Here is a 25,169-nt window from a genome sequence, read left to right on the forward strand (position 1 = left end):
CCGCCCTTACGCCGCCCACTCGATCCCCGTTATACTTGTCGGCTTTTCCGATCAGCCGTCACAAGGGTCCCGCCGCGCATGGACAAGACCTACCAGCCGCACGCCATCGAATCCAACTGGTACCAGACCTGGGAGCAGAACGACTACTTCGCCCCACAAGGTAGCGGTGAGCCGTACACCATCATGATCCCGCCGCCGAACGTCACCGGCAGCCTGCACATGGGGCACGGCTTCAACAACGCCATCATGGATGCGCTGATCCGCTTCCGCCGCATGCAGGGCCGCAACACCCTGTGGCAGCCGGGCACCGACCACGCCGGTATCGCCACCCAGATGGTGGTGGAGCGCCAGCTGGCCGCCGATGGCATCGGCCGCCACGACCTGGGCCGCGAGAAGTTCCTGGAGAAGGTCTGGGAGTGGAAGAACCAGTCCGGCGGCACCATCACCCGGCAGATTCGCCGCCTGGGCTCGTCGGTCGACTGGTCGCGCGAGCGCTTCACCATGGACGACGGCCTGTCCGAAGCGGTCAAGGAAGCCTTCGTCCGCCTGCACGACGATGGCCTGATCTACCGTGGCAAGCGTCTGGTCAACTGGGACACCAAGTTCCACACCGCCATCTCCGACCTGGAAGTGGAAAACCACGACGAGAAAGGCTCGCTGTGGAACCTGCGCTACCCGCTGGCCGACGGCAAGAAGACCGCCGAAGGCAATGACTACCTGATCGTCGCCACCACCCGTCCGGAAACCATGCTCGGCGACAGCGCCGTGGCCGTGCACCCGGAAGACGAACGCTACAAGGCGCTGATCGGCAGCTATGTCGACCTGCCGCTGGTGGGCCGCCGCATCCCGATCATCGCCGACGACTACTGCGACCCCGAGTTCGGTACCGGCTGCGTGAAGATCACCCCGGCACACGACTTCAACGACTATGAAGTGGGCAAGCGCCACAACCTGCCGCTGATCAACATCTTCGACAAGAACGCCGCCGTGCTGGCCACCGCCCAGGTGTTCAACCTCGACGGCAGCGTCAACGAACAGGTCGACGCGGGCATCCCGGCGCAGTTCGCCGGCCTCGACCGCTTCGAGGCGCGCAAGCAGATCCTCGCAGCCTTCGAGGCAGCCGGCCTGCTGGAGAAGATCGAAGACCACGCGCTGAAAGTACCGAAGGGCGACCGCTCCGGCACCGTCATCGAGCCGTGGCTGACCGACCAGTGGTACGTCTCCACCAAGCCGCTGGCGGAAAAAGCCATCGCGGTGGTCGAGAGTGGCGAGATCCAGTTCGTGCCCAAGCAGTACGAGAACATGTACTTCAGCTGGATGCGTGACATCCAGGACTGGTGCATCAGCCGTCAGTTGTGGTGGGGCCACCGCATCCCGGCCTGGTACGACGAAGCCGGCAACGTCTACGTCGGTCGCGACGAGGCGGAAGTACGCGCCAAGTACAAGCTCGAAGGCGCCACCCTGCGCCAGGACGAAGACGTGCTGGACACCTGGTTCAGCTCCGGCCTGTGGACCTTCTCCACACTCGGCTGGCCCGAGCAGACCGACTTCCTCAAGACCTTCCACCCCACCGACGTGCTGGTCACCGGCTTCGACATCATCTTCTTCTGGGTCGCCCGGATGATCATGCTGTCGACCCACCTGACCGGGCAGATTCCGTTCAAGACCGTCTACGTGCACGGCCTGGTGCGCGACGGCCAGGGGCAGAAGATGTCCAAGTCCAAGGGCAACGTCCTCGACCCGCTGGACATCGTCGATGGCATCACCCTCGACGAACTGCTGGAAAAACGCACCAGCGGCATGATGCAGCCCAAGCTGGCCGAGAAGATCGCCAAGCAGACCAGGGCCGAGTTCCCCGAAGGCATTGCCAGCTACGGCACCGACGCCCTGCGCTTCACCTTCTGCTCGCTGGCCACCACCGGCCGCGACGTGAAGTTCGACATGGGCCGCGTCGAGGGCTACCGCAACTTCTGCAACAAGCTGTGGAACGCCGCCAACTTCGTCATCGAGAACACCGATGGCCAGGACACCGGCGTGAATGGCGAAGAGGTCGAACTGTCCTCGGTCGACCGCTGGATCATCAGCCAGCTGCAGCGCACCGAAGCCGAAGTCACCCGCCAGCTCGATGCCTTCCGCTTCGACCTGGCCACCCAGGCGCTCTACGAGTTCGTCTGGGACCAGTACTGCGCCTGGTACCTGGAGCTGGTCAAGCCGGTGCTGTGGGACGAGAACGCGCCGCTCGAGCGTCAGCGCGGCACCCGCCGCACCCTGGTGCGCGTGCTGGAAGTCATCCTGCGCCTGGCTCACCCGTTCATGCCGTTCATCACCGAAGAAATCTGGCAGCGCATCAAGGGCCAGGCCGCTGTGCAGGGCGACACCCTGATGCTGCAGCCCTGGCCGGTGGCCAACGAGACCCGCATCGACGCCGCCGCCGAAGGCGATATCGAGTGGGTCAAGCAGTTGATGCTCGGCGTGCGCCAGATCCGTGGCGAGATGAAGATCTCCATGGCCAAGCGCATCGACATCATCGTGGCCAACGCCAGCGCCGAGGATCAGCGCCGCCTGGCCGATTTCGAGCCGCTGCTGAACAAGCTGGCCAAGCTGGAATCGGTACGCGTACTGGCTGCCGGTGAAGAAGCGCCGATGTCCGCCACCACCCTGGTCGGCGAAATGGAAGTGCTGGTGCCGATGGCCGGGCTGATCGACAAGGACGCCGAACTGGCGCGCCTGGACAAGGAGATCGGCCGCCTGGAAGGTGAAGTCAAACGTGTCGGCGGCAAGCTGAGCAACGAAGGCTTCGTCGCCAAGGCCCCTGCCGAAGTGCTGGAGAAGGAACGCGCCAAACTGGCCGAGGCCGAGCAGGCCCTGGCCAAGATGGTCGAGCAGCGCGGCAAGATCGCCGCACTCTGATCCCCCGGCAACACCCACAGGCCCGCGCCCTAACCGGCGCGGGCCTGTTTTTTCCAGGAGGGGCTTTCGGCCCTGACATTCCGCTGCGCTCCAGTGCCTGCCTCCATGCAGTCACAGCCACGAGCCCTGACAGCGCAGTCGCGGCCACCAGCCCGCCCCAAGGTTCATCTGATTTTCCGGTATACCCATGACAGCCCGTTCCCCTTCCCTGCTCGATGCACTGCTGCCTATCGGCGTGCTCGTCGTTCTCCTCAGCCTCTCCGTCTACCTGTTCGGTGACGGTTCCTCCAGCGGCCCGAACCAGATCGCCCTGATGAGCGCCGCCTTCGTCGCCGGCCTGGTCGGGCTGAAGAACGGCCTGCGCTGGAGCGAGATCGAGGAAGGCATACTCGCCGGCATTCACATGGCCATGAAGGCCAACCTGATCCTGCTGGCCGTCGGCGCGCTGATCGGCACCTGGATTCTCGCCGGCACCGTGCCGACCATGATCTGGTTTGGCCTGAAGCTGATCAGCGCCGAGTACTTCTACGTCACCAGCTGCCTGATCTGCGCGCTCACCGCGCTGTCCATCGGCAGCTCATGGACGGTGGCCGGCACCCTCGGCATCGGTCTGATGGGCGTGGCGGCCGGCCTCGGCCTGGACCCGGCGATCACGGCCGGGGCGATCATTTCCGGCGCCTACTTCGGCGACAAGCTGTCGCCGCTGTCCGACACCACCAACCTGGCGCCAGCCGCCGCCGGTGCCGACCTGTTCGCGCATATCCGCAACATGCTGCGTACCACGGTGCCGGCGCTGCTGATTGCCCTGGCGATCTTCTTCACCCTCGGCCAGCAGGCCAGCGCCGAACATGACACGGGGCGCATCAGCGAGGTCCTCGCCGCGCTGGAAGCCCAGTTCCGCCTGGGCTGGCACCTGCTGCTGCCGGTGGCCTTCCTGCTGCTGCTCGCGGTGCGTCAGTGGGCGGCCTTTCCTGCCGTGTTCCTCGCCGCGCTGGTCGGTGCGCTGTTCGCCATCGCCTTCCAGCCCGACGTGATGGCGCGCCTGGCCGATCCCTCGGCCGGGGCCCTGGCGCCGTTGAAGACGGTCTGGAACGCGCTGTTCGCCGGCTACGAGTCGGCCAGCGGCAATGCCGAACTCGATGGCCTGCTGTCCAAGGGTGGCATGGCCAGCATGCTCACCACGGTGTGGCTGATCATCTGCGCCATGTGCTTCGGTGGCGTGCTCGAGCGCCTCGGCCTGCTGCAACGCCTGCTGCAGAGCGCCCTGCGCCTGGTGCGCAGCGACAGCGGCCTGGTCGCCAGCACCATCACCACCACCATCGGCACCAACGTCATCACCGCCGACCAGTACATCGCCCTGGTGCTGCCGGGGCGCATGTACCGCGCCGAGTACGAGGCCCGCGACCTGCCGCCAACCAGCCTGTCCCGCGCCCTGGAAGACGGCGGCACCCTGACCTCGGTGCTGGTGCCCTGGAACACCTGCGGTGCCTACATGGCCGCCACGCTCGGCGTGGCCACTCTGAGCTACCTGCCGTACTGTTTCTTCAACCTGATCATGCCGGTGCTGGCCATCGCCCTGGCCTACCTGCTGCCGCCACGCCGCACCGCTGCGGCGCTGCAGTAACGCCTGATTACCTGCGCGCGAGCGGCATGGATCGCCCTCGCAGCGCCGCTGCGGCATTAAGTCCTTTCCTTTTGCAAGTTGTTTCAGGCATCTTCCCCCGCCTACCGACCTTCAATATCAACAGAAGAAAACAGGCGGACCCTCCATGTATGCGTTGATGGCCCTCGTATTTGTCCTCGGTTACCTGTGCATCGCACTCGAGCACCCGTTAAAGATCGACAAGGCAGCCTCCGCCCTGCTCACCGCCGTGATCGCCTGGACCCTCCTGGTCCTCGGCGCGGACAGCATCCTGCCGCTGCTCGGCACCGGCACCGCGGGCTCCAGCACCAATACCCATCATGTCGTCGAAGAGCTGCGCCATCACCTGGGGGAAATTTCCGAGATCCTGTTCTTCCTGATGGGGGCGATGACCATCGTCGAGCTGATCGACGCCCACGAAGGCTTCAAGGTCATCACCGACCGCATCCGCACCACCAAGCGCGTCCACCTGCTGTGGCTGGTGGGGCTGATCACCTTCTTCCTCTCCGCCGCCCTGGACAACCTGGCCACCACCATCGTGATGATCTCGCTGCTGCGCAAGCTGATCGCCGACCGGCACGAGCGCTGGTTCTACGCCGGTATCGTGGTCATCGCGGCCAACGCCGGGGGCGCCTGGTCGCCGATTGGCGACGTCACCACCACCATGCTGTGGATCGGTGACCAGGTCACCGCCACCGGCATCATCGCCAAGCTGTTCCTGCCCAGCCTGGTCTGCCTGCTGGCTCCGCTGCTGATCATGAGCTTCGTCCTCAAGGGCGAAGTCTCCGAGCCGCGCATCAAGGAAAGCGCCGAGAGCCGCCGCGACCCGACCACGCCGTTCGAGCGCAACCTGGTCTTCGGCCTGGGCCTCGGCGCGCTGATCTTCGTGCCGATCTTCAAGACCATCACTCACCTGCCGCCGTACATGGGCATCCTCTTCGGCCTCAGCCTGCTGTGGATCACCACCGAGATCATCCACCGCAGCAAGAACAGCGAAGAGAAGGACCCGCTGTCCGTGGTCGGCGTCCTGCGTCGCATCGACATCACCAGCGTGCTGTTCTTCCTCGGCATCCTCCTGGCGGTCTCCGCGCTGTCCAGTGCCGGCCACCTGATCCAGGTCGCCACCCTGCTCAAGGACGGCCTCGGCAACGTCTACAGCATCGCCATCTCCATCGGCATCCTGTCGGCCGTCGTGGACAACGTGCCGATGGTCGCCGGGGCGATGAAGATGTACCCGCTGGTCAGCCCGGAGATGCTCGCCACCGCCGCCGCCGAGGAGCTGCCGTGGCTGAGCAATTTCGTGGTCAACGGCAACTTCTGGGAAATGCTCGCCTACTGCGCCGGCACCGGCGGCAGCTGCCTGATCATCGGTTCCGCCGCCGGCGTGGCAGCCATGGGCATGGAGAAGATCAACTTCATCTGGTACCTGAAGAAGATCAGCGGCCTGGCGTTCATCGGCTACCTGGCCGGCGCGGCCACCTACATGGCGCTCGCCGCCGTGCTCGGCTGAGCGGAGCGTCCCGCGCTGGCACGCAGAATCTGCAATGCCAGCGCCGCGACCCAGAGCACCGATATCCCGTAGTTCAGGCGCTGGTACAGGCCAAACAGCTGGCCACTGGCAACCGCCGTGGCCATCAGCCACGCCGTGACGATCGCCAGCACCAGGCACAGGGCCGAGAACAGCGCCAGCCCGGGCGACTGCAACAGCCGCCGCGCCAGCACGATCCACAGGGCGCAGGCCAGCGTCAGCGAGACAAACATCAGCAGCCCCGCCAGGTTGTGCAACTGCTGCGACAGCGACGGTTGCGCCGGCGCACAGCCCTGGTCGCAGGCGAAATAGCCGGTGCCCAGGCTGCCCAGGCCATGCAGGCCGATCAGCAGCGCACTGAGCAACGCCAGCTTCGAACCAGGAAAGCGGCGCGCCACGCCCAGGCCGAAGAGAATGAACAGCAGCCCCAGCGGCAGGTTGTTGACCCAGGCGGAAAAACCATGGGTCGGTGCCCCCTGCGCGCCCAGCTCGCTCATGGCCTGCTGCAGGTGGCTGTAGCCGGGGTAGGCCAGCGCCGTCAGCGCCACGCCGAGCAACAGCCAGCAAGGAATCAGCACACCACTGCCCAGCAACACCCGATCACTCGTCTTCAGCACGACACGCTCCTTCACTCCGTCGATGACAGCGCCACCGGCAACGGTGGCAACCCGGCGACATGCTAGGCAGGCCAGGGCGCGGGCGTTACCGATTTTTTTGCAAGGCAGCTTGCACATGCGTCATCCTGTCGCGCCTCGCACACGGACGGCCAGAATGAGCAGACGCCTACCCAGCACCGCCGCACTACTGGCCCTGGAAGCCGCCGCTCGCCACCAGAGCTTCGCCCGCGCCGCCCAGGAACTGTCGCTGAGCGAAGGCGCGATCAGCCGGCAGATCGCCAAGCTGGAAGACTTCCTCGGCGTGCGCCTGTTCCACCGCGTCGGCAACCGCGTCGAGCTGTCCACTGCCGGTGCCGGCTACGCCACGCAGATGCGCACGCTGCTGGCCGACATCGAGCGCCACACCCGGCAACTGACCCAGCGCGCCAGCGCCGACAGTGCCCTGGAGATCGGTGTCCTGCCGACGCTGGCCAGCCGCTGGCTGATCCCGCGCCTGGTGCACTTTCGCCAGTTGCACCCGGATATCCAGATCAACCTGCGCGAGCGCACGCAGCCGTTTTCCCTGGCGGACAGCGAGCTGCACGCAGCGATCCATCATGCCCATCTCGACTGGCCGGGGATGCAGGTCCAGGCCCTGTTCGAGGAACCGCTGATCGCCGTCTGCCACCCGCAGCTGGCGGCCCGGCCGGCCGGGCAGATGCCGCTGCTGCACAAGCACGAGAGCCCCTTCGGCTGGGCACGCTATACCGAGCTAAGCGCCTTGGCGCTGGCCCACACGGACCAGGGGCCGGTGTACGACCGCTATGCCCTGCTCATCGAGGCCGCCAAGGCGGGCATCGGCATGGCCCTGGTGCCGCGCCGCTATGTCGAGCAGGACCTGGCCGATGGGCGCCTCAGCGCGCCCTGGCCGGTGCTGGCGGAACTGGCCGAGCGCTACGTGCTGGTCACCCGCCCCAATGCCGAGTCACCGCCTGCGCTGGCGCTGTTCCAGGCCTGGCTGCTGGAGCAGAGCGCCACACGCTAGTCGGCACGCCGCGAGGTGACCCAGGCGCCCCAGAACAGGCTGGAGAAGAACCGCTGCGCCGGGCCGAAGCCGCTGTCGTCGAGCAACTGCTGCACCTGTGCCTCGCTGCGGGGTGGATCGGCCCCCTGCAGGATCGTGCCCAGCTTGACCTTCACCTCCTCCGGCGTGGCCCCCTGCTGTCGCCAGCGCTGCGCCCAGACCTTGAGCAGGAAGGGCTGCTCGGCATACGCCTGATGGTTGCCCGCCAGCACCAGAGGCGCGCCGGGCTCGAGCCGCGTGGCGATCGAGGCGAGCAGTTGCCGCTTGGCCCGATCCCCCGGCACGTGATGCAGCACGCCGATCAGGGTGGCGGCATCGAAGCGCGCGGCGGCGGGCAGCTCATCGACCGTCCCCGGCAGCAACTCGCAACAGCCCAGCAGCCCCCTGGCACTCAGTTGCTCGCGGGCCAGCGCCAGCATCGGCGCGGAGGGGTCGACCGCGACGAAGCGGCAGGCGGGGAGCAAGCCGGCAAGGGTGATGATCTCCTGCGCGCCGCCGCCAACCCCGGTGACCAGCACCCGCGGCTGCGCCGTTTGCTCCAGGCACGTCGCCAGCACACAGGCGCCCAGCTCATGGCAGGCGTCGTAACCGGCCAGGGCGATTCTGCTCTGGCGGGCATATTCCTCGGCCCGGGACGCGTCGAACTTGTCCGCGCCCGGCATGCGGCTCTGCTCCATCCCGGCTCTCCTCTGTGGGTGGCGTCAGCCTAGGGCGAGACGAGCAATAATAAAAATTCATATTTATCATCCAGTGCATTCCCATGAGGAATCCACCTGCCACCCTCTGTGCCACGAGCAGCGCCACGCTGATATAGTCCCCCGATCAATCCCGGCCCGACGTGGACACCCAGCGCATGGACGTGAGCAAGACCAAGACCAGTTTCTACCGCCGCCTCTACGTCGCCTGGCTGATCGACAGCGGCGCCGCGACCAGCGTGCCGGCGCTGATGGAGGCCACCGGCATGCCGCGACGCACGGCGCAGGACACCCTCTCGGCGCTGATCGAGCTGGACATCGACTGCCAGTTCGCCCAGGGCCAGGGCGAGCGCAACAATGCCGGGCAGTACCTGATCCGCGACTGGGGGCCGATCGACAAGCGCTGGATCGCCGGCAACCTGCAGCAGATCAAGACCACGCTCGGTTATCCCTGAAACAATCGCTCCGTGCTTTCTGGAGCTGCGATGAATCCCGATCTTCTCTGGGTGCTCGGCCTGCTGGCCGGCGCCATTTCCCTGTTCGTCATCGGCAAGCCACGCATGGACGTGGTCGCCCTGCTGGTGCTGGTCGCCCTGCCGCTGACCGGTGTACTCGACCTGCAGCAGACCCTGGCCGGTTTCAGCGATGCCAACGTGATCCTCATCGCCGCGCTGTTCGTCATCGGCGACGGCCTGGTGCGTACCGGCATCGCCTATCGCCTCGGTGACTGGCTGGTGGCCAGGGCCGGCAGCAGCGAGACGCGCCTGCTGATCCTGCTGATGCTGGCCGTGGCCGGCCTGGGTTCGGTGATGAGTTCCACCGGCGTGGTCGCCATCTTCATTCCCGTGGTGCTCGGCGTCGCCGCTCGCCTGCGCCTGGCACCGGGGCGCCTGATGATGCCGCTGGCCTTCGCCGGGCTGATCAGCGGCATGCTGACCCTGGTGGCGACGCCGCCGAACCTGGTGGTGCACGCCGAACTGCGACGCGCCGGCCTCGTGGGCTTCGACTTCTTCACCTTCACCCCGATCGGCCTGGCCATCCTCCTGCTCGGCATCGGCTACATGCTGCTGGCCCGCCGCTGGCTGGTGCGCACCGAGGCCGGCGGCAATGCCGAACCGCCGCGCCTGACCCTGGCCGACCTGGCCGAGCGCTATCGCCTCGGCGAGCGCGAGCGGCGCCTGCGTGTGCGGGCGGACTCGCCGCTGGCCAACCAGGTGCTCAACGAACTGCAACTGCGCCGCGAGCACGGCATCAACGTCATCGCCATCGAGCGCCGGCAACGCCTGCGTACCCTGCTGCTGATGGCCAGCGGCAACACCCTGCTGGAGCCCGGCGATGTGTTGCTGGTGGATATCGCCAGCCCGGCCATCGGCCTGCTCGGCAGCTACCAGGCCCTCGGCCTGGAGCCCATGCCGCTGCCGCACTCGTATTTCAGCCTGCACGCGCATGAGCTGGGCCTGGCCGAGGTGGCGCTGCCGCCGGAGTCGCAGCTACCGGGCAAGACCATCCAGGAGCTGGGCTTTCGCTCGCGGCACAAGCTCAACGTGGTCGGCCTGCGTCGCCAGGGTGGCGCCCTGGAGGGGCTGCTGGTCGATGAGAAGCTCAAGGCCTCCGATACCCTGCTGGTGGCGGGCGCCTGGCGCGATATCCACCGCCTGCAGGGGCTGAGCCGCGATTTTCTGGTGCTCAGCCTGCCAGCCGAGGTCGCCGAGGTGGCACCGGCGGCGCGCAAGGCGCCCTATGCCCTGCTCAGCCTGGCGGTGATGGTGCTGCTGATGGTCAGCGGCCTGGTGCCCAACGTGCAGGCCGCGCTGATTGCCTGCCTGTTGCTCGGCGCGTTTCGCTGCATCGATCTGGACAGCGCCTACCGCGCGATCCACTGGCCGACGCTGATCCTCATCGTCGGCATGCTGCCCTTCGCCCAGGCGCTGCAACAGACCGGTGGCGTCGAACTGGCGGTACAGGGGCTGGTGGGTGGCCTGGGCGATGCCGGGCCGCGCCTGATCCTGGCCAGCCTGTTCGTGCTGACCGCCGTCATCGGCCTGTTCATCTCCAATACCGCCACGGCGGTGCTGATGGCGCCCGTGGCGATCGCCACCGCGCAGGCGCTCGATGCCTCGCCCCTGCCGTTCGCCATGACCGTGGCCCTGGCCGCCTCGGCCGCGTTCATGACACCGATCTCCTCGCCGGTGAACACCCTGGTACTGGGCCCCGGGCAATACCGCTTCGGCGATTTCGTGCGCATCGGCGTGCCCTTCACCCTGCTGGTGATGATCGTCAGCGTGGCGCTGGTGCCGCTGATCTTCCCGCTGTAGGCAAGCGCTGGAAACTGCTGCGCCCGAACGGCTCATTCAGCGCAGGTGAAGTCGGGCGCGACTCCGAGCGTTCTTCGCTCGTTCCTGCCTGGTGCTGACCGCCTCGTCCGGGTTTCCAGAGGCGCCCTGCGGCAGCCACTAGGCGATGCCCCGGCTGCACGGCCAGCCCGACTGTGGGAAAATCGCCGCCCGCCAGCCCGAAGCTCGTCCATGCCACAGCCACCGAAACGCCCACGCAAGCTCGCCCCCGCCGCCGTGAAGACGACGCCGAGCAAGGGCGAACTGCATCCGCGCAATCGCCACCAGGGACATTACGACTTCCCGGCGCTGATCAAGGCCAGCCCGGAACTCGGCCAGTTCGTCATCAGCAACCCCTATGGCAAGCCGAGCATCGACTTCGCCAATCCGCAGGCGGTGAAGGTCTTCAACCGTGCGCTGCTGGCGCAGTACTACGGCATCCGCCACTGGGACATTCCCGATGGTTACCTGTGCCCGCCGATTCCCGGCCGCGCCGACTACCTGCACAACCTCGCCGACCTGCTGGCGACCGACAACGCGGGGCAGATTCCCCGTGGCGCGGCGATTCAGGCGCTGGACGTCGGCGTGGGCGCCAACGCCATCTACCCGCTGATCGGCCACTGCGAATACGGCTGGCACTTCATCGGCGCCGATATCGCGCCGGCGGCACTGGCCTCAGCACGCGCCATCGTGCAGGCCAACCGCGCGCTGCAGGGTGCCATCGAACTGCGCCAGCAAAGCGATGCGGCGCATGTCTTTGTCGGCCTGCTGCAAGCGGACGAGCGCATCGACCTGACCCTGTGCAACCCACCCTTCCACGCCAGCGCCGAGGACGCCACCCGTGGCAGCACGCGCAAATGGCGCAACCTCGGCAAACTCGACCCGAAACGCAAGCTGCCGGTGCTCAACTTCGGCGGCCAGGCTGCCGAACTGTGGTGCCCCGGTGGCGAGGCGGCGTTCCTCAAGCGCATGGCCAGCGAGAGCGCGCAGGTCGCCGAGCAGGTGCTGTGGTTCAGCAGCCTGGTGTCCAAGGGCGGCAACGTGGAACTGCTGCAGGGTTGGCTGGCCAGGGCCGGCGCCAGCGAAGTGCGCATTCTCGGCATGTCCCAGGGGCAGAAGCAGAGCCGTCTGGTGGCCTGGACGTTCAAGGACGCCGCCCAGCGCGAGGCCTGGAGCCAGAACCGCTGGCGCTAGGGCTTCGCCAGGTAGGCGTCTCTCCGCTCCTGGTAGGCGGCCGACTCACGCTGGCGCTGCACCTCGGCCCAGATCCGCTCGGCCAGATCCGGCTCGTGCGCCAGCAGCGCATTGGACAGCATCAGGTAGTAGGGTTTTTCCTCGAGCAGCTGCGGCAGCTTCTCGATCGACTGCGCGAGCTGGGGATTGGCCTGCAGCACGAAATCACCGCGCTGGGTCTGCAAGGCAGCGGCCTCGATACGGCCATGCTCGAGCATCTGCAACAGCGCCAGCGGGTCACGGCTGGACTCGTCCACCTCCAGGCCATGGGCCAGCAGCAGGTCGCGAATGGAAAAGCCGCTGAGCGAGCCCACGCGGCCGTTCAGATGGCTGAAGCGCCGGCCGTCCCAGGACACCGCGCTGCCGGCGCGCCGATAGAGGGTGTAGCGCGACGAATGCAGGCGCCTGAGGGTATCCGGCCGGCCCTCCGCATCGAGGGGATAACGCCCCATCCGCTGGCGTTCGGGCTTGAAACTGGCGGCGAAAGCGCCGTCATACAGCCCATGCTGCAAGCCGGCCAGGCAGCGCTTCCAGGGCACCGCCACATAGGTGAACTGCAGGCCGAGCTGCTGCTGGACGAGATCGAGCAGTTCCTTGTTGAGGCCGCTGCCATCGCTCATGACCCAGGGGTATGAATCCTGGTCCTCATGGCAGAACCGTAGCGCTGACTCGGCGGCAACGCTGGCCCCCAGCAGCAACCCCAACACGCAACACTGCAGCGTTCTGAACAATGACCGCACTCCAACGTGTCACCGCCCGGCAGGCAGGCCGTGGCGAATGACCGACTGATGATCCCGTGCCTAAGCATAGGCGCAGTTGGCCACCCCAGCCTGCGGGGGCAGGCGCGCGTCAGCGAATGAAGGTGCGGCTGATCTCGCGGAACTGCTCGGTGCCGGCCTGCTCCAGCCATTCGAAGGCGACCATCTCGCGCGAGACGATCAGCGCACCGGCGCGCTCCATGCGCGCCAGGCCCAATGCCTTGTCACGCGGGCGGCGCGAACCCACCGCCTCGTCGACCACGAACACCTCGCGCCCGGCGGCCAGCAGGCCGAGTACCGTCTGCAGCACGCAGACATGGGTCTCCGCACCGCACACCACGAACTGGCGGCGCTCGCCTCCCGGCAGGTCGAACAGCCCGGCGCCCGCCGTGGCGGAGAAATGGATCTTCTCGCGCAGCCCGTGCGCCGGCAGCAGTTCGCGCAGGCCGGGGTCGGTTGCCCCCAGCCCCCTGGGGTACTGCTCGGTGGCGATCACCGGCACGTCGAGGCGCTGCGCCACACCTACCAGCCAGGCGGCCTGCTCGACCAGCGCCGCGCCCGCGTCGATGGCTGGCAACAGACGTGCCTGCAGGTCGATCACCAGCAGGGTGGAATCCTTCGCTCGCATCAACATCGCTACGCTCCTTCCTTCACCGCGAAACGCGCATCGAGCCGGCTGTAGCCGAGGCCGACGCCCTTGTGTACCCGCAGCTGCACGGGAACACGCTCCTTCATCGCCTCGACGTGACTGATCACGCCGATGGTCTTGCCGCTGGCGTTGAGGTTGTCCAGGGCGTCCAGCGCCACCTCCAGGGTCTCGCCATCCAGCGTGCCGAAGCCTTCATCGAGGAACAGCGAATCGATACTGGTCTTGTGGCTGACCAGATCGGACAGCGCCAGGGCCAGGGCCAGGCTGACCAGGAAACTCTCGCCGCCGGACAGCGTGCGGCAATCACGGGCCACGTCGGCCTGCCAGGTGTCACGCACCTCCAGCTCCAGCTCGCCGCTGCTCTTGCGCGCCAGCTGGTAGCGGCCGTGCAGACGGGTCAACTGGCGGTTCGCCAGGTGGATCAGGTGATCGAGGGTCAGGCCCTGGGCGAACTTGCGGAACTTGGCGCCATCGGCCGAACCGATCAGGCCGTTGAGTTGCTGCCAGAGGGCATGCTCGCCCTCCTGTGCGGCGATTTCGGCGAACAGCGCCTGCTGGCTGCTGCGCCGTGCCGCGTCGGCCTGAAGCTGGGCCCGCACCTCACCCTGGCGCTCGCTCAATGCACGCAGGCGATCCTGCAGCGCCTGGATCTGTTCGCCCAGCTCGGCCAGGCTCAGGGCGCTCTGCGCCTCGCCCTGGAGGCGCTGTACCTCGGCCTGCGCCGCCGCCTGCAAGGTTGCCGCCTGGGTGTGCGCGCGCTCCAGATCGGCCTTCAGCTGCAGCAGGCGCTGACGTTCATCATCGCCCAGCAGCGCCGCTTCGAACGCCGCCTGGTCGGCGAACGGGCTGCCGGCCAACGCCTGCTGCCAGGCCTGCTGGCAGTCATCCAGGCGCGCCTGCAGGCGTGCCTGCAACGCCACCTGGGCCTGCTCGCTGCCGGCCAGGCCATCGCGTTCACGCTGCGCGGCGGCCAAGCGCTCAGCGGCCTCGCGCCAGGCCTGCCGTGAATCGCTCACGGCTGTAGGCTCGGCCAGGTCAGCCACGCCTGCGGCCTGCCAGCGCTGCAACCACTGCGCAGCCTGCGCCTGGTCCTCGTCCAGCTGCCGCTGCGCCTCGTGCTTCTGCTCGAGCAACTGCTGCTCGCGTGCCTGCATGTCGCGCCAGGCCTGCCAGGCGGCCTTCTGCTGCGCCAACCAACCCTCGCCGTCGGCCGGCAGTTCGCTGGCGAAACCCTCCAGGCTGGCCAGCAATGCCTCGGCCTGCTGCGCCTGCCCGGCCTGCAGATCGTTCAGGTCGGCCTGTTGCTCGGCCAGACGCGCCTGGGTGTTGTCCAGATCGCGTTCGAGCAGGGCCTGCTGCCGCTGTGCTTCGCTCTGCTCACGCTCGGCCGTCTCGCGCAGCTCGCGCAGACGCTGCAGTTCGGCCTGCTGCTGTTGCACGGTCTGCAGACGCGCCTGCAGCGCCGCCAGCGCCTGCTCGTGCTGCTGTTGCATGGGGCCGAGCTCGGCCGCATCGTGCAGGCGGATGTCATGCTCGCTCAGTTGCTGCTGCCATTGCTGATCCAGCGGCTGCAACTGCGCCTGGGCCTCGGCCTGCTGCGCGTGCAGCTGCTCGATCTGCGCGGCCAGACGGGTCAGCTCGTCACGCAGGCTGGCCCCCTGGCTCTCCAGCTCGCCCAGGTCGCTGCGGCACTGCGCCAACGCCTGTTCGGTGGCGGAGACATTCAGCGCCTGATACTGCTCGATCGCCGGGTGCTCATGCGAGCCGCACAACGGGCAGGCCTCGCCCGGCTGCAGGCGGGCGCGATGGGCCTCCAGGTCGCGGATGCGCTGTTCCTGCTCCAGCAGCTTTTCCTTGTCGGCGCACTGCTGTTTGAGCGCCTTGTAGCGCTCGCGCAGCGCGCCGATCTCGGCATTCCTGTCCGTCTGCAGACGCTGCAGTTCGGCCAGGCGCGGCGGCAGCCCGGCGAGTTGCCCGCCCAGCGCCTCACGGCGCTGCGCCAGTTGCTGCAAGCGGTCGAACACACGGCTGCGCGCCTGCTGGCCCTGCACCTCCTGCCACAGGCCCGCCTCTCCCGCCGCGCCCAGCAGGTCCTGCACGCTGGCCTGCTGCTGCGCCTCGGCAGCGCGCGCCTGCTCCAGCTGCTGTTGCAGCGTGGTCAGACGCGCCCCCTGCGCCTCACGCTGGCGCTGCAGCGCGGCGAGCTGTGTGGCGGATTCGCTCAGCCGCACCTGCGCCGCCTGCACGCCCTGCTCGCCCCTGGAGCGCTGAGTGAAGCGCTCGTCCCAGCCGCTGAGCAGCTCGCCCAGACGCGCATGCTGGCTACGCTCGCCCAGCCAGGCCTGCACCTCGGCATACTGCTGCTGCAGCTGCGTCAGCGCGGCCTGACGCTGGGCACAGCCGTGCGCGGCATAACGGCTGGCCTGCCACAGCGCCAGCCGCTCACGTTCGGCGCAGGCCTGCATCCGTTCGCGCAGCGCGAGCAGGTCGTGCTCGGCCCGCTCGTGCTCCTGCCGCGCCTGCTGCCAGGCCTGGTGCAGGGGCAGCAGGCGCGAGGCCGGCTCGCTGGCAGCCAGGCGCTGCAGCTCATCACCCGCGTCGGCCTGGCGCTGCCGGGCCTGTTGCACGGCGTGCGCCGCCTCGGCGGCCTGCTGCTCGGCACGCTGCAGGGCTTCTCGCCAGCGCTGCTGCCCTTGCAGCGCCTGTTGCTCGGCGAGCAGCGGCGCCTGTTCCTGCGCCAGGCGCTCGGCTTCGTCCTGCAGCTCCGTGCGCTGCGCTTCATCCAGCAGTTCCATGCCCTGGGCGCGGCTTTTCAGCAGGCCCAGCGCCTGCTCGGCAGCCTTGGTGCGTTCGTAGACCTGCTGGGAAATCCGCCCGTAGACCTCGGTGCCGGTCAGTTCTTCCAGCAGTTCGGCACGCTGGTTGGCGTTGGCCTCGAGGAACGCGGCGAAACCGCCCTGGGCCAGCAGCATGGATTTGGTGAAGCGCTCGAAGTCCAGGCCGGTCAGTTCGGCGGTCAGGCTCTCCTTCTCGCGGATCTTGTCGGTGAGGATTTCGCCACCCTCGATGCGCGCCAGTTCCACCTTGGGCGCCTGCAACGCGCCGTCGACCTTGTCCCGCGCTCGGCGCTGGCTCCAGAACGCACGGTAGCCCTGCCCCCTGACCTCGAACTCGACTTCGGCCAGGCAGTCGGCGGTGTGCCGGGTCATCAGCTCGTTGCCGCTGGCCGACAGCGTGCTCATGCGCGGCGTGCGGTGATAGAGCGCGAGGCAGATGGCATCGAGCAAGGTGGTCTTGCCGGCGCCGGTCGGCCCGGTGATGGCGAACAGGCCGCTGTCGGCGAAGGGCTCGGCGGCGAAGTCAATCTTCCACTCCCCCTTCAGGGAGTTGAGGTTCTTGAGGCGCAGGCTGAGGATTTTCATGCACAGGTCGAAAGCCGTTGGAGGCGGCCATTCTGGCATTCTCCGCCGCGCGCTGCAGGCCCGAATGCCGCTACAGCGCCTCGACGCGGTCGCGGCCGCTGGCCTTGGCCCGATACATCGCCTTGTCGGCCCGGGCCATCAGTGCCTCCAGGGTTTCGCCTGGGCGGTATTCGGCGATACCGAAGCTGGCGGTCTTGCGCTCGACGGTGTCGAAGGCGAACGCCTGGATACGCCGCCGCAGCGCCTGCACGGCTGCCACGGCCTGATGCGAGCCGATCTCCGGCAGGACGATGAGAAACTCCTCGCCCCCGAAGCGGCCGACCTTGTCCACCGCGCGCACGTTCTCGCGCAGCAGCGTGGCGAACTGGCGCAGCACGCTGTCGCCCACCGCATGGCCGAAGGTGTCGTTGACGTGCTTGAAATGGTCGATGTCGATCAGCACCACCGAGAACGGCGTGCCATAGCGGTTGGCCCTGGCCTGCTCGTCGGCGAGGAACGCCTCGGTGCGCGAGCGGTTCCACAGCCCGGTCAGGCCGTCGAGGCTGGCGCTCAGTTCCAGGCTGTCCTGCTGCAGGAACATGCGTTTGTGCGCCTTCTCCAGCAGGAAGGCGCTGAGCAGCCCGAAGGAGAACGAGGCGAGAATCCAGATCAGGTGCAGGCGCTGCGGCCCCGGGGTGAGTGAGTGTTCGAGGGTGACCAGGAGAATCGCCGACAGCGAGACCAGTGCCGTGGCCATCGCGCGCTTCAGGGTCAGGCCCGAGATGGCGAACGTCCACATCAGGTTCAGGTAGATTTCCGGCGCGTAGAGCGCGAAGCGTGACGAGCCGAAGTTGAAGTAGAGATTCGACAGCACCGACACGATGGGCGCGCATGACAGCAGGCCGAGCATCAGCGTCTGCCGGCCGGGTCGAAAGCTGAGCAGCCCGGTGGCCAGCAGGGCCCCCGGCACCATCAGCGCATGCACGATGAAGCGTGCGAAGGGCTGATCGGTTTCGACATTCTGCTCGATGGCGGCGTAGATCAGGTACAGCCCCATGGTCAGGAAGGCGACATAGCGAATCTGTGGAATCGCCGCCTGGCGATACCAGTCCTCGAAACGCTGTCGGGTCGCATCCGGCACCCCATGCAGCGGGTCCAGCAACCGGGCCAGTGTCGTCAGCACCCTAGCCCCCCTGTCCATTTGCCATCATCGACAGCATAGATCGCTATTGCCGGATCGGCGTCGTCACGCGCAGTCCAGACTCCAGTGTCGGCCGCGAGATTCGTTGCTAGCCATGCAGATAGCGCTGCAGCACCAACGCCCAGAGCCCGAGCGCGGCCAGGAAGTTGAGGGTGAACACCAGGCCGCGCAGGCGCACGTTGCCGGTGCCGATCTGTACCAGGCTGTGTGCCAGGCGCCCGCCGATGAAACCCCACGCCAGCCAGGTCGCGAGCGGCGACTGCACGCCGGCCTGGATCAGCAGCAGGCAGGCGACGTAGAACAGCAGCGGCCATTCGAACTGGTTGGACAGGTTGGCGCTGATGCGCGGCTCGACCTCGGCCCAGGGGTTCGAGCCATCGGCGCGCCGCCCGATGCCCCAGATACTGGGCGCACGCGCCAGGGTCAGGAGCACATAGAGAAAGCCGGCCAGACCGACATGGGCCAGCATCGGCGCGATCAAGGCATGGCTCATGACGGCAGCTCATGCAGGCGCTGCCCTGCGACGGACAACGCGGTCGATGACAGTCGGCAGCTCATCGCGCGGCGCCCTCGGCCTGCAGGTTTTCCAACGGCACCCAGCCCGACGCGTCGCCACTGCTACGCCGGCACCAGGCCCAGCCATTCAGTTGTCGCCCGGCCAGCACCCGCTCGCCCACCACGACGTCCAGCTCGCGGGCGCTATAGTCCTCGCGCGCGCGGCCCCGGTCGCCGGCGATCACCTCGATGATCTGCTGCGGGACCCAGCCGCCGGCCTGGCCCGGCGTGTGGCAGAAACGCCAGTCCTGCCAGTCCTCCGGTCCCTCGTAGACTTCCCCCAGCGTCAGCGGGGCGCCGGCCTCGAACTGGATCGGCTCGGGGTACTCACTGGTGTGCGCCGTGACGACGCGATATTCCGTCAGTTGCATGCTCGACCTCTGTATTCCTTGTGGTTTGGCGAACGCTACATGCCCGCCGCTCGTCGCTCTGTCGAAGTGCCTAGGCGGCCTGCCAGACCTGGGCCAGGCCGACGCCGTGCAGCACCGCCAGCCCCAGGCACAGCAATGAACTCAGGTGCCAAAAGCGCTCGCTGTTGCCGATGATCACCCGCTTGAGCCAGGGAAAGGCCAAGGCCCGGCCGAGGTAGACCAGGGTGATCAGCAGCACCGCCCATTTCGCCAGCGCCAGTTGCGGGCCGAGGCCGGCGGCAGACAGCGTCAGCAGCGCCCACAGCAACAGCACGCAGCCAATGGCGCAGGCCACCACCGGCGGATACCAGTGGCGCCGTGCGGCCATCGCCACCAGCTGTTCACCGGCGCCAAGCACCTGGAAACCTCGCGCCCCCCAGAAGATGCAGGCAAAGTGCAGCACGCCGGCCAGCGCCGTCAGCAGCGCCCCCAGCAGCAAGAACCCATTGGCCTGTAGCAACATCACGACTCTCCTTGCCAGGCGCCGGCATCACGGCCGGCGCATCATGTCCGCGCGCTCAGAAACGCGCCCTGATCTTCCTCACGAAGGCGTCGACGCGCGCACGGTCGGCCTTCTCACTGCGGTAGAACGACAACATCCGGAAGCTGCAGCCCCGGGTACAGGCGCCCAGCAGGGCGAGCTTGAGCACCCGCCTGACGGGCCGGCGCAAGACGAACAGGTCGACCCACCAGGGCGAGCCCAGCGTGGTGACCACCCGCACCTCCTGCAACTGCAACAGGCCCGGGGTGATCGCACCGAGATCGGCGGCATGCTGGTAGGCATGGCCCGGCGCCCAGACGCGGTCGAACCAGCCCTTGAGAATGGCCGGGAAGCCGAACCACCAGGTGGGGAAGACCAGCACCAGCGACTGCGCCGCCTGCAACTGACGCAGCTGGGCCTGCAGTTGCCCGGCGTCGAACGCGCCGGCGTAGTAGCTCTGCCGCTCGGCCTCGCTGAGCCGTGGGTCGAATACGCTGGCGTAGAGGTCCAGCAACTCGATGTCGTAGCCCTTGCCCGCCAGGTGCGCGACGGTTTCATCGCACAGGTGGCGACAGAGGCTGTCCTGCAGCGGATGGGCGAATACCACCAGACACTTCACACACTGATCCTTCAGTTGCGGCGGCTACGGCAGGACAGCGGCCAGCGAGCCTGCGCCCGCATTCGGCACCACCCTCGCAGCACGGGTAGATCGAAAGAGCGTGCACTATAGCGACTTTGCCCGGTGCGGCCAGCGCTGTCGGGCAAAATGCCGCGCCACGCGCCTAGCGCTCCTGACGTTCCTGCACGGCCTCCAGCACCTGGCGATACCGCTCGAGCAGGCGCTGGCTGTCCGCCTCGTCCAGTACCTCCTGTTGCAGGCGCCTGGCGAAGACATCCTCGACGGACAATTCGTCCAGCGTCTCCCGTGCGGCGTTGGCCAGGCTGGCACTGGCGTTGCCACGCTCGCGACGGATGCGCAGCACCTCCACGGCATGCCCCTCGCAGAGGGCGCTGATGCGGCCTTGCAGGTCGCTGAGGTAGTCGTCGCTGCTGACCTGCACCTCCAGCCACACCGGCCGCTCGCCCGTGCCCTGGGCAGCGACCTCGGCGATGGCGCCGGCCAGTTCCTTGAGCGAGCCACGCAGGCTGGCCATGGGCTGAAACACCGGCACGGCCAGCGGCGTGATCGACTGCAGGCTGGCCTCGCCGAATTCCAGCAGCAGCACTTCCTTCTGCTGGCGCGTTTCATCGAACGACAGGGCGATCGGCGAACCGCTGTAGCGCACATACTCCAGGCCACCGACCTTCTGCGGCCGATGGATGTGACCCAGGGCGATGTAGTCGGCGGGCGGGAAAGCACTGGTGGGAAAGGCCTCCAGGCTGCCGACGTAGATCTCGCGCACCGACTCACTGGCGCTGGCGCCGACCGTGGTCAGGTGGCCGCTGGCGATGATCGGCAGGGGCTGCCCGATCTGGTTGCGCCGCTCCAGCGCCAGCGCGTGCAGGGCCTGGTAGTGCGCGGCAATGGCCTGTTGCAGTGACTGCTGCTTGTCCTGTGCGCTCTGCCCGGCCTGGCTGGCCAGCACGTCGCGCGGACGAATGAAGGGGGTGGCGCAGAGGATGGCGCCCGGCTGGCCGCTGCGATCGTTCAGCACCAGCACCTGCTCGGCCAGGTCGAGGCCCACCGCCGGCACCACCTGGGTGCCCAGCTGCGCCAGCAGGCTGCGGCTTTCGCCAAGCATGGCCGGCGAATCGTGGTTGCCACCCAGGACCACCAGCGCGCAGCCGGCGTCGCGCAGCTCGACCACCAGGCGGTAGTACTGCTCGCGGGCGTAGCTGGGCGGCGCACCAGTGTCGAATACGTCACCGGCGATCAGCAGCACATCCACGGCATGCGCCCGCACCTGCTCCAGCAGCCAGGCGCAGAAGGCCTGGTGCTCGGCCTGGCGGGTCTTGCCCATGAAGTGCTGGCCCAGGTGCCAGTCGGAGCTGTGCAGCACGCGCAGGCTCATAGCGGCCAGTCCTGCACGACGATGTGGGTCTTGACCCGCTGCATCTGCGGGAAGGCCTCGATGGCCGCGCGGACCTCGCTCAGGCGCGCCATGCTCGGCGCCTCGACCAGCACCAGCATGTCGGTTTCCCCGCTGATGCCGCTGCAGTGGCGAATTTCCGGGTATTCACGCATGCGCTCGACGTAATCCTGGCAACGGGCGTTCTGGTAGAACAGTTCGAGGAAGGCCTTGACCCCACCCTCACCCGGCGCCGCGACCTGGGCGTGATAGCCGCGAATGACGCCGCTCTGTTCCAGGTGGCGAATGCGCTCGCTGACAGCCGAGCGGGAAAGACTGACCTCGCGGGCGATCTGGCTGACGGAGGTACGCGCGTCGCTGCGCAGCAGAGCGAGGATCTGGCGATCGAACTTGTCCACGGTGTTTCTCGAGCGGCAATCAGGTTGACGGGAAGAACCGCCATTTCGTCGGTGAAAGGCGGCAGCCTGTAATCAGGCGGCGGCCTACCATAGCGGGATCTGCAAAGGCGTGAGCATACCCCATGAGTCGACTCAACAAGGAACTGGGCCTGCTGCAGGGCATCGCCCTGCTCAGCACATCGCTGCTCGGCACCGGCATCTTCGTGGTGCCGGCACTGGCGGCCACCGCCGCTGGCGAGGCGTCGCTGTGGGCCTGGCTGATGCTCATCGCCCTGGTGCTGCCGGTGGCATTCACCTTCGCCCAGCTGGGCAAGCGCTTCCCCCACGCGGGCGGGGCACCGCACTTGATCGGCCGCGCCTTCGGCCTGCGCATGGAGAGCGTCAGCGCCCTGCTGTTTCTCGCCGTGCTGCCCGTGGGCCTGCCGGCGGCCCTGCATATCGCCAGTGGCTTCTGGCTGGCCCTGTTCGACCTCGACCGCAGCGACCTGCTGATCATCGAGCTGGCGACCCTGGGCGCCATCCTCCTGCTCGGCCAGCGCCCACCCAGGGCCTCGGGCCTGCTGCAGGGGCTGATCGCCGTGGCCATCGTCGCCAGCGTGGCGCTGATCTGGTGGATGGGCGACCTGCCCCATGCCGACCAGCCGCTGTTGCCGGCGCTGGACGGCCAGTGGCACCTGCTGCCGACGGCGCTGGGAGTGATGTTCTGGTGCTTCGTCGGCATCGAGGCCTTCACCCATCTGGGCGAGGAGTTCAAGCACCCGCAGCGGGACTTCCCGCTGGCCTTGCTGCTCGGCGTGCTGCTCGCCGGCCTGGTGTACTGGGCCTGTTCGGTGGCAGTCCTGAGCTTCGCCACCTACGGCGACGTGCACAGTGACACCACCGCCCTGCCCCGGCTGTTCGAGCAGCTGCTCGGCGAGCGCGCCCGCGTGCTGGTGGCGGTGCTCGGCTACCTGGCCTGCTTCGCCTCGATGAACGTGTACATCCAGGGCTTCGCCCGCCTGATCTGGAGCCTGGCCGACGAGGGCCGCCTGCCTGCCCGGCTGGCCGTGCGCAACGCCCATGGCGTTCCCGGCCGGGCCTTGCTGCTGGTCGTGATCAGTTGCGCGCTGTGCGCGCTGCTCTCGGCCGTGCTGCAACTGTCGGTGGATGACCTGATCCGCTACGCCAACGGCAACTTCGTGCTGATTTATCTGCTCAGCATGGCCGCAGGCTGGAGCCTGCTGCATGGCATCTGGCGCCTGCTGGCCGGGCTCAGCGCAGTGCTGTGCAGCGCGGTGCTGGTGATGCTCGGCAGCGACGCCCTGTATGCCGTGGCGCTGTTTGCCGCCTTGCTGCTGTTGAGCCACCTGCGCGACAGGCACAAGGCGCTGGCGCAGGGTGGATGACGCTCTTTTCGCGCAAGGCGCTGTCGGTGGACGGGTGAAGCGTCGTCCACCCTACGCCCGTCAGCCGCATTGCTACCGGCCAGCGGCGCTACAGATGACCTCGGGGCGCATGGGGTTCTATCCTTACCCTGAACCCAGCCCCAAGGAAGCCCCATGCGCCGCGTACTCAACGACCTGAAGATCATGATCCTGGCCAACCTGTGGATCGTCCCGGTGGTGGCCGGCCTGGTCTGGGCGTTGTTCCAGTTCGTCGCGCCGCCACCGCCGATGAGCGCCAGCATGGCCACCGGCACCCAGGGCGGGGCCTACCAGCAGTTCGCCGAACGCCTCAAGGAAGAACTGGCCAAGGAGGGCTTCGAACTCAGCCTGGTGCCGACCTCGGGCTCGCGCGACAACCTGCAACGCCTGCTGGCCGATGACCCGGCCGTGCAGATCGGCCTGGTGCAAAGCGGCCTGGAGCGGCAACTGTCGCCGGACGAGCAGACGCGCCTGCAGAGCCTGGGGGCGATCTATCAGGAGCCGCTCTGGCTGTTCTATCGCCGTGAAACCGGCCTGGACCGCATCGCCGACCTGTTGCCGCTGAAGCTCGGCCTGGGTGGCGAAGGCAGCGGCACCCGCGCTGCCAGCGACGCCATCCTCGGCGCCAACGCGATCCTGCCCGAGCAGTATCCCGACACCTGGCAGAACATCGGCGGCGGCAAGGCCGCACGCGCACTGCTGGCCGGCGAGCTGGACGCGGCGTTCTTCGTCGGCCCGGCGGAGAATGCCCTGGTGCAGCAACTGGCCGCCAACCCCGATATCGCTCTGGCGCACTTTCGTCGCGCAGCGGCCTACGAGGCGCGCCTGCCGTTCTTCAACCAGGTGACGGTCGGCGAGGGCCTGCTCGACCTGGCCAGCAACGCACCGGACCGCGACATCGTCACCCTGGCCCCGGTGGCCACCCTGGTGGTCAACGACGACTTCAACCCCGGGCTGGTGCCGCTGTTTCTCGAGGCCAGCCGCGAAGTGATGAGGAACGGCACCCTGCTCGATACCGCCGGCGCCTATCCCAGCGCCGAACCGCGCACCTTCGAACTGCACAAGGATGCCGAACACTACTACGCCAAGGGCCTGCCGATCCTGCAGCGCTACCTGCCGTTTCGCATCGCCTCGCTGGCCGACCGCTACATCATCCTGCTGATCCCGCTGATCGTGGTGATGATCCCTCTGTTCAAGGCCGTCGGGCCGATCTACCAGTGGCGTATCCGGGCGCGCATCTATCGCTGGTACAAGTACCTGCGCGAGATCGACCGCAAGCTCCACGCCGGCTCGCTGCCGGACGAGCTGGACAGCGAGATCGAACGCCTGGAGAAGCTGGAGGACGAGCTGGCGGCGGTGGAAGTGCCGCTGTCCTACTCCAACCAGCTGTACGAGCTGCACCTGCACGTGCGCTACGTGGTCGAGCGCCTGAAGACCCTGCAACAACGCCGCCAACCGTAGAGTGGATCACGCTCCATCGATCCACCATGCCCGGCAACGCCGGGCGAACAGCCCGGCATCCACCGCGACGACTCACCCTGCGGTGGATGTAAAAAGCGACATCCACCCTACGCCGACCGTAGGGTGGGTCACGCTTCATCGATCCAGCATGCCCGGCAACGCCGGGCGAACAGCCCGGCATCCACCGCGTCGACTCACCCATGGTGGATGTAAAAGGCGACATCCACCCTACGCCAACCGTAGGGTGGATCACGCTCCATCGATCCACCATGCCCGGCAACGCCGGGTGAACAGCCCGGCATCCACCGCGTCGACTCGCCCTGCGGTGGATGTAAAAAGCGACATCCACCCTACGCGGCGGCACCGTGCACCGATGCATCCGCACCAGAATCCGTCACCCG

General features: G+C 67.6%; 21 protein-coding genes. 9 read left to right on the top strand and 12 right to left on the bottom strand.

Features of this window, described 5'->3' with window-relative positions; genetic code table 11:
• The first annotated feature begins 78 nt into the window (after positions 1-78).
• From JLK41_RS19365 to nhaD, 3 genes are all read left to right on the top strand, one after another.
• On the top strand, positions 79-2,910 hold the full coding sequence (locus JLK41_RS19365; protein WP_210389618.1) for a valine--tRNA ligase: 2,832 nt from the start codon (positions 79-81) through the stop codon (positions 2,908-2,910).
• A 187-nt stretch (positions 2,911-3,097) separates the two neighbouring features.
• Positions 3,098-4,534 carry a Na+/H+ antiporter NhaC gene (gene nhaC, locus JLK41_RS19370; protein ID WP_210389619.1) on the top strand — a complete coding sequence of 479 codons (1,437 nt, stop codon included), beginning with the start codon at positions 3,098-3,100 and terminating at the stop codon, positions 4,532-4,534.
• 145 nt (positions 4,535-4,679) lie between these two features.
• Positions 4,680-6,062 carry a sodium:proton antiporter NhaD gene (gene nhaD, locus JLK41_RS19375; RefSeq protein WP_037049647.1) on the top strand — a complete coding sequence of 461 codons (1,383 nt, stop codon included), beginning with the start codon at positions 4,680-4,682 and terminating at the stop codon, positions 6,060-6,062.
• Here the strand turns inward: nhaD and JLK41_RS19380 are convergent.
• Entirely contained in the window at positions 6,032-6,694 is a 663-nt protein-coding gene (locus JLK41_RS19380; RefSeq protein WP_175252840.1) for a DUF998 domain-containing protein, read from the bottom strand. The two genes, nhaD and JLK41_RS19380, sit on opposite strands and share 31 nt — an antisense overlap.
• A gap of 157 nt (positions 6,695-6,851) precedes the next feature.
• Here JLK41_RS19380 and JLK41_RS19385 point away from each other — a divergent pair, with 157 nt between their 5' ends.
• Positions 6,852-7,721: a LysR substrate-binding domain-containing protein gene (locus tag JLK41_RS19385; RefSeq protein ID WP_210389620.1), complete on the top strand. Its 870-nt coding sequence runs from the start codon at positions 6,852-6,854 to the stop codon at positions 7,719-7,721.
• Here the strand turns inward: JLK41_RS19385 and JLK41_RS19390 are convergent.
• Complete coding sequence (locus JLK41_RS19390) at positions 7,718-8,437, bottom strand: class I SAM-dependent methyltransferase (protein ID WP_210389621.1); 720 nt, start codon at positions 8,435-8,437, stop codon at positions 7,718-7,720. The two genes, JLK41_RS19385 and JLK41_RS19390, sit on opposite strands and share 4 nt — an antisense overlap.
• A gap of 176 nt (positions 8,438-8,613) precedes the next feature.
• On the opposite strand from JLK41_RS19390, the gene JLK41_RS19395 reads away from it, so the two are divergent.
• The 3 genes from JLK41_RS19395 to rlmF all read left to right on the top strand — a co-directional run bounded on the left by JLK41_RS19395 (position 8,614) and on the right by rlmF (position 11,982).
• Positions 8,614-8,910: a winged helix-turn-helix domain-containing protein gene (locus tag JLK41_RS19395; RefSeq protein ID WP_037049650.1), complete on the top strand. Its 297-nt coding sequence runs from the start codon at positions 8,614-8,616 to the stop codon at positions 8,908-8,910.
• Between the two features lie 30 nt (positions 8,911-8,940).
• Positions 8,941-10,770, top strand: a complete 1,830-nt coding sequence (locus JLK41_RS19400; protein WP_210389622.1) for an SLC13 family permease — start codon at positions 8,941-8,943, stop codon at positions 10,768-10,770.
• Positions 10,771-10,980: 210 nt separating this feature from the next.
• Positions 10,981-11,982 (top strand): 23S rRNA (adenine(1618)-N(6))-methyltransferase RlmF, encoded by a 1,002-nt coding sequence (gene rlmF / locus JLK41_RS19405; RefSeq protein WP_210389623.1) that lies wholly within the window; start codon positions 10,981-10,983, stop codon positions 11,980-11,982.
• Here the strand turns inward: rlmF and JLK41_RS19410 are convergent.
• The 10 genes from JLK41_RS19410 to JLK41_RS19455 form a co-directional block, all read right to left on the bottom strand.
• Positions 11,979-12,752, bottom strand: a complete 774-nt coding sequence (locus JLK41_RS19410; RefSeq protein WP_197738849.1) for a substrate-binding periplasmic protein — start codon at positions 12,750-12,752, stop codon at positions 11,979-11,981. The genes rlmF and JLK41_RS19410 overlap by 4 nt on opposite strands.
• Before the next feature lie 118 nt (positions 12,753-12,870).
• A complete protein-coding gene (locus JLK41_RS19415) occupies positions 12,871-13,413 on the bottom strand; it encodes an isochorismatase family protein (RefSeq protein ID WP_210389624.1) in 543 nt (180 codons plus the stop codon).
• A 2-nt stretch (positions 13,414-13,415) separates the two neighbouring features.
• On the bottom strand, positions 13,416-16,850 hold the full coding sequence (locus JLK41_RS19420; RefSeq protein ID WP_210389625.1) for an AAA family ATPase: 3,435 nt from the start codon (positions 16,848-16,850) through the stop codon (positions 13,416-13,418).
• Positions 16,851-16,920: 70 nt separating this feature from the next.
• On the bottom strand, positions 16,921-18,012 hold the full coding sequence (locus tag JLK41_RS19425; protein WP_230622805.1) for a GGDEF domain-containing protein: 1,092 nt from the start codon (positions 18,010-18,012) through the stop codon (positions 16,921-16,923).
• A 106-nt stretch (positions 18,013-18,118) separates the two neighbouring features.
• Positions 18,119-18,523 carry an MAPEG family protein gene (locus JLK41_RS19430; RefSeq protein WP_037049667.1) on the bottom strand — a complete coding sequence of 135 codons (405 nt, stop codon included), beginning with the start codon at positions 18,521-18,523 and terminating at the stop codon, positions 18,119-18,121.
• 61 nt (positions 18,524-18,584) lie between these two features.
• Positions 18,585-18,956, bottom strand: coding sequence for an SH3 domain-containing protein (locus JLK41_RS19435; RefSeq protein WP_037049669.1), 372 nt, complete (start codon positions 18,954-18,956; stop codon positions 18,585-18,587).
• A 70-nt stretch (positions 18,957-19,026) separates the two neighbouring features.
• Entirely contained in the window at positions 19,027-19,458 is a 432-nt protein-coding gene (locus tag JLK41_RS19440; RefSeq protein WP_037049674.1) for a hypothetical protein, read from the bottom strand.
• 55 nt (positions 19,459-19,513) lie between these two features.
• Positions 19,514-20,095: an NAD(P)H-dependent oxidoreductase gene (locus tag JLK41_RS19445; RefSeq protein WP_037049676.1), complete on the bottom strand. Its 582-nt coding sequence runs from the start codon at positions 20,093-20,095 to the stop codon at positions 19,514-19,516.
• Between the two features lie 163 nt (positions 20,096-20,258).
• Complete coding sequence (gene sbcD / locus JLK41_RS19450; protein ID WP_210389626.1) at positions 20,259-21,488, bottom strand: exonuclease subunit SbcD; 1,230 nt, start codon at positions 21,486-21,488, stop codon at positions 20,259-20,261.
• Complete coding sequence (locus JLK41_RS19455) at positions 21,485-21,904, bottom strand: Lrp/AsnC family transcriptional regulator (RefSeq protein ID WP_037049681.1); 420 nt, start codon at positions 21,902-21,904, stop codon at positions 21,485-21,487. Before JLK41_RS19455 ends, sbcD begins: the two co-directional genes overlap by 4 nt.
• A 122-nt stretch (positions 21,905-22,026) precedes the next feature.
• On the opposite strand from JLK41_RS19455, the gene yjeH reads away from it, so the two are divergent.
• Positions 22,027-23,289 (top strand): L-methionine/branched-chain amino acid transporter, encoded by a 1,263-nt coding sequence (yjeH, locus tag JLK41_RS19460; protein WP_037049684.1) that lies wholly within the window; start codon positions 22,027-22,029, stop codon positions 23,287-23,289.
• A gap of 153 nt (positions 23,290-23,442) precedes the next feature.
• Positions 23,443-24,768: a TAXI family TRAP transporter solute-binding subunit gene (locus JLK41_RS19465; protein WP_134676962.1), complete on the top strand. Its 1,326-nt coding sequence runs from the start codon at positions 23,443-23,445 to the stop codon at positions 24,766-24,768.
• The last annotated feature ends 401 nt before the right edge of the window (positions 24,769-25,169 follow it).

The organism is Ectopseudomonas khazarica (assembly GCF_017915135.1).
Classification (GTDB): domain Bacteria; phylum Pseudomonadota; class Gammaproteobacteria; order Pseudomonadales; family Pseudomonadaceae; genus Aquipseudomonas; species Aquipseudomonas khazarica.

What these genes read in the sequence shown, in the direction of transcription:
- JLK41_RS19365 (WP_210389618.1), top strand. Translation starts at nt 79, where the DNA reads ATGGACAAGACCTACCAGCCGCACGCCATCGAATCCAACTGGTACCAG.
- nhaC (WP_210389619.1), top strand. Translation starts at nt 3,098, where the DNA reads ATGACAGCCCGTTCCCCTTCCCTGCTCGATGCACTGCTGCCTATCGGC.
- nhaD (WP_037049647.1), top strand. Translation starts at nt 4,680, where the DNA reads ATGTATGCGTTGATGGCCCTCGTATTTGTCCTCGGTTACCTGTGCATC.
- JLK41_RS19385 (WP_210389620.1), top strand. Translation starts at nt 6,852, where the DNA reads ATGAGCAGACGCCTACCCAGCACCGCCGCACTACTGGCCCTGGAAGCC.
- JLK41_RS19390 (WP_210389621.1), bottom strand. Translation starts at nt 8,437, where the DNA reads ATGGAGCAGAGCCGCATGCCGGGCGCGGACAAGTTCGACGCGTCCCGG.
- JLK41_RS19395 (WP_037049650.1), top strand. Translation starts at nt 8,614, where the DNA reads ATGGACGTGAGCAAGACCAAGACCAGTTTCTACCGCCGCCTCTACGTC.
- JLK41_RS19400 (WP_210389622.1), top strand. Translation starts at nt 8,941, where the DNA reads ATGAATCCCGATCTTCTCTGGGTGCTCGGCCTGCTGGCCGGCGCCATT.
- rlmF (WP_210389623.1), top strand. Translation starts at nt 10,981, where the DNA reads ATGCCACAGCCACCGAAACGCCCACGCAAGCTCGCCCCCGCCGCCGTG.
- JLK41_RS19415 (WP_210389624.1), bottom strand. Translation starts at nt 13,413, where the DNA reads ATGTTGATGCGAGCGAAGGATTCCACCCTGCTGGTGATCGACCTGCAG.
- JLK41_RS19420 (WP_210389625.1), bottom strand. Translation starts at nt 16,850, where the DNA reads ATGAAAATCCTCAGCCTGCGCCTCAAGAACCTCAACTCCCTGAAGGGG.
- JLK41_RS19430 (WP_037049667.1), bottom strand. Translation starts at nt 18,523, where the DNA reads ATGAGCCATGCCTTGATCGCGCCGATGCTGGCCCATGTCGGTCTGGCC.
- JLK41_RS19435 (WP_037049669.1), bottom strand. Translation starts at nt 18,956, where the DNA reads ATGCAACTGACGGAATATCGCGTCGTCACGGCGCACACCAGTGAGTAC.
- JLK41_RS19440 (WP_037049674.1), bottom strand. Translation starts at nt 19,458, where the DNA reads ATGTTGCTACAGGCCAATGGGTTCTTGCTGCTGGGGGCGCTGCTGACG.
- sbcD (WP_210389626.1), bottom strand. Translation starts at nt 21,488, where the DNA reads ATGAGCCTGCGCGTGCTGCACAGCTCCGACTGGCACCTGGGCCAGCAC.
- yjeH (WP_037049684.1), top strand. Translation starts at nt 22,027, where the DNA reads ATGAGTCGACTCAACAAGGAACTGGGCCTGCTGCAGGGCATCGCCCTG.
- JLK41_RS19465 (WP_134676962.1), top strand. Translation starts at nt 23,443, where the DNA reads ATGCGCCGCGTACTCAACGACCTGAAGATCATGATCCTGGCCAACCTG.